Annotated in this window: 4 protein-coding genes; 3 read left to right on the top strand and 1 reads right to left on the bottom strand. The window is 50.4% G+C overall.

All coding sequences use genetic code 11. The features are described from left to right. From ACTHUT_RS16435 to ACTHUT_RS16425, 3 genes are all read left to right on the top strand, one after another. Positions 1–899 (top strand): extracellular solute-binding protein (locus tag ACTHUT_RS16435; RefSeq protein WP_440419091.1); only part of this gene is annotated, 899 nt, incomplete at its 5' end. 107 nt (positions 900–1,006) lie between these two features. Beyond that, complete coding sequence (locus ACTHUT_RS16430; RefSeq protein WP_003680574.1) at positions 1,007–1,279, top strand: ACT domain-containing protein; 273 nt, start codon at positions 1,007–1,009, stop codon at positions 1,277–1,279. Between the two features lie 15 nt (positions 1,280–1,294). Beyond that, complete coding sequence (locus ACTHUT_RS16425) at positions 1,295–2,650, top strand: PFL family protein (RefSeq protein WP_250601136.1); 1,356 nt, start codon at positions 1,295–1,297, stop codon at positions 2,648–2,650. A 48-nt stretch (positions 2,651–2,698) separates the two neighbouring features. Here the strand turns inward: ACTHUT_RS16425 and ACTHUT_RS16420 are convergent, their stop codons facing one another. Then, entirely contained in the window at positions 2,699–3,199 is a 501-nt protein-coding gene (locus ACTHUT_RS16420) for a glycosyltransferase family 9 protein (RefSeq protein ID WP_191620539.1), read from the bottom strand. Between the last annotated feature and the right edge of the window lie 33 nt (positions 3,200–3,232).

Below are 3,232 nucleotides of genomic sequence, written 5' to 3'. Positions count from 1 at the left end.
TGCTGACCGGCAAGTCGGGTTATGACCTGGTTGCGCCGTCTATTGCCAATGTCGGCCGTCAGATTAAAGCCGGCGCGTATCAAAAAATCGACAAATCGCAAATTCCCGATTACGCCAATATCGATCCTGATTTGTTGAAAATGATGGAAGCCGTCGATCCGGGCAACGAATATGCCGTCCCTTATTTCTGGGGCATCAATACACTGGCGATTAACAAACAGCAGGTTCAAAAGGCTTTGGGTACGGACAAGTTGCCTGAAAACGAATGGGATTTGGTGTTTAACCCTGAATACACCCAAAAGCTGAAAACCTGCGGCATCAGCTATTTCGACAGCGCCATCGAGCAGATTCCTTTGGCTTTGCATTATTTGGGCAAAGATCCGAACAGCGAAAACCCTGACGACATCAAAGCTGCTGTTGAAATGATGAAAAAAGTGCGTCCCGATATCAAACGCTTTACTTCGTCCGGCTATATCGACGATATGGCGGCCGGTAATCTTTGCGTATCGGTAGGTTATGGCGGCGACCTCAATATTGCCAAAACCCGTGCCAAAGAAGCCGGAAACGGCGTCGAAGTCGAAGTATTGGCACCGAAAAGCGGCGTCGGTATTTGGGTGGATTCGCTGATGATTCCGCGTGATGCGCAAAATGTGGCCAATGCACACAAATACATCAATCACACGCTCAATCCGGAAACGGCGGCCAAAAACGGCAACTATGTGACTTATGCTCCGGCCAGCCGTCCTGCGCGTGATTTGATGGATGAAAAGTACACATCCGATGCATCGATTTTCCCGAATAAAGAATTGATGGAAAAAAGTTTCATCGTTTCGCCTAAGTCAACCGATGCGAGCAAACTCAGTGTTCGCCTGTGGCAGGGTTTGAAAGCAGGGCGATAATTAAAATTGAAATTTGAATACTCAGGCCGTCTGAAACAGTTTTTCAGACGGCCTGAGTGTTATAATTGTCAACACTTTTCAAATATCCTATCAGGAGAAACAGCGTTATGAACAATTCAGTCATCACCGTCATCGGCAAAGACCGTGTGGGCATTGTGTACGACGTTTCCAAAATTTTAGCGGAAAACCAAATCAATATTCTCAACATCAGCCAACAGCTGATGGACGATTTTTTTACCATGATTATTTTGGTGGATACTTCAAAATGCACCAAATCGCGTCAAGAAGTTTTGGATTTGTTTGCGGAAGAAAGCAAAAAGCTCGCGCTTGATATCCGTATGCAAAACGAAGAAATTTTCCAAGCCATGCACCGTATTTAAGTCGGAGGGAGAGCCATGAGTATTCAATCCGGCGAGATTTTAGAAACCGTCAAAATGGTGGCTGACCAGAATTTTGACGTGCGCACCATTACCATCGGCATTGATTTGCACGACTGCATCAGCAGCGATATCAATGTGTTGAACCAAAATATTTACAATAAAATCACCACGGTCGGCAAAGACTTGGTGGCAACGGCAAAATATCTGTCTGCCAAATACGGCGTACCGATTGTGAATCAGCGTATTTCTGTCACACCGATTGCCCAAATCGCGGCGGCAACCAAAGCCGATTCTTACGTCAGCGTGGCGCAGACTTTGGACAAAGCAGCCAAAGCGATAGGCGTGTCCTTTATCGGCGGCTTTTCCGCGCTGGTGCAAAAAGGCATGTCGCCTTCGGATGAGGTGCTGATCCGTTCCATTCCTGAAGCGATGAAAACCACCGATATCGTGTGCAGCTCCATCAATATCGGCAGCACGCGCGCCGGTATCAATATGGATGCGGTCAAGCTGGTAGGCGAAACCATCAAACGCACGGCCGAAATCACGCCCGAAGGTTTCGGCTGCGCCAAAATTGTCGTGTTCTGTAATGCAGTGGAAGACAACCCATTTATGGCGGGCGCGTTTCACGGTGCGGGCGAAGCGGATGCCGTTATCAATGTCGGCGTGTCCGGCCCGGGTGTCGTAAAAGCCGCGTTGGAAAATTCAGATGCAACGACATTGACCGAAGTTGCGGAAGTAGTGAAGAAAACCGCTTTCAAAATTACCCGCGTGGGCGAACTCATCGGCCGTGAAGCCTCAAAAATGCTGAATATCCCATTCGGTATTCTCGATTTGTCGTTGGCACCAACCCCTGCTATTGGCGATTCGGTGGCACGCATTCTTGAAGAAATGGGCTTGAGCGTCTGCGGTACGCACGGCACGACAGCGGCTTTGGCATTGCTGAACGATGCTGTGAAAAAAGGTGGCATGATGGCTTCCAGCGCGGTCGGTGGTTTGAGCGGCGCATTTATCCCTGTTTCCGAAGACGAGGGCATGATTGCAGCTGCCGAAGCCGGTGTGCTGACACTGGACAAACTCGAAGCCATGACAGCCGTCTGCTCCGTTGGTTTGGACATGATTGCCGTCCCCGGCGATACGCCTGCTCATACCATTTCCGGCATCATCGCCGACGAAGCCACCATCGGCATGATCAACAGCAAAACCACCGCCGTGCGTATTATTCCGGTAACCGGCAAAACCGTTGGCAACAGCGTTGAGTTTGGCGGCCTGTTGGGCCACGCGCCTGTAATGCCGGTCAAAGAAGGCTCATGCGAAGTGTTCGTCAACCGAGGCGGTAGAATCCCGGCTCCGGTTCAATCGATGAAAAACTGATTGGATTGATAAATAAAAGGCCGTCTGAAATTGATTTTCAGACGGCCTTTAATGCTGTTTTTTATCGGCGATGTTGCGGTTGAAAATGTGGTAGTTTTCTTTGGCAAAGCCGATGTTGTAGGGCGCGCTGATGCTGCGGATTAAAACCAAATCGCGGTTGCGCACCAATACGGTGGGATCGATAACGACATCATATTGCCCTGCAATCGAGCGGCCGGTTTCCCGATACGAGCGGCTGCTTTTGGCTTGGACAATATGCACCGCGTCGATATGCGGATTGGCGTCAAACAGGCTGCGGTTGGCCTCGGTGCAGACCACGCCGATGCGGATGTGCGGCGCGGATTTTTTGATTTCGCGAAAGGCAAACGAGCTGACGATGTAGTCGCCGATTTTGCCGTCTTGGCGCAAAAACAGAATGCCGCCGATATTCTCCGGCGCAAGCGGCTTTTCAGACGGCACCGGCGCACGGTCGAGCCACGCCTTGCCCGCACGGATGCGCAGCGTTTGCAGGCGTTTTTTGATGGCTTTGAACAGGGTTTTAGCGGTCATTTTTGGGGTCTTTTGGGTGCGGACGGCCTATTC

Source organism: Neisseria sp. P0022.S010 (genome assembly GCF_051956635.1).
Note: the sequence above shows the minus strand (reverse complement) of the source record. Positions and strands in the feature narration are given on the sequence as shown.

Coding starts and splice junctions, on each gene's coding strand:
- ACTHUT_RS16430 (WP_003680574.1), top strand. CDS start 1,007: ATGAACAATTCAGTCATCACCGTCATCGGCAAAGACCGTGTGGGCATT.
- ACTHUT_RS16425 (WP_250601136.1), top strand. CDS start 1,295: ATGAGTATTCAATCCGGCGAGATTTTAGAAACCGTCAAAATGGTGGCT.
- ACTHUT_RS16420 (WP_191620539.1), bottom strand. CDS start 3,199: ATGACCGCTAAAACCCTGTTCAAAGCCATCAAAAAACGCCTGCAAACG.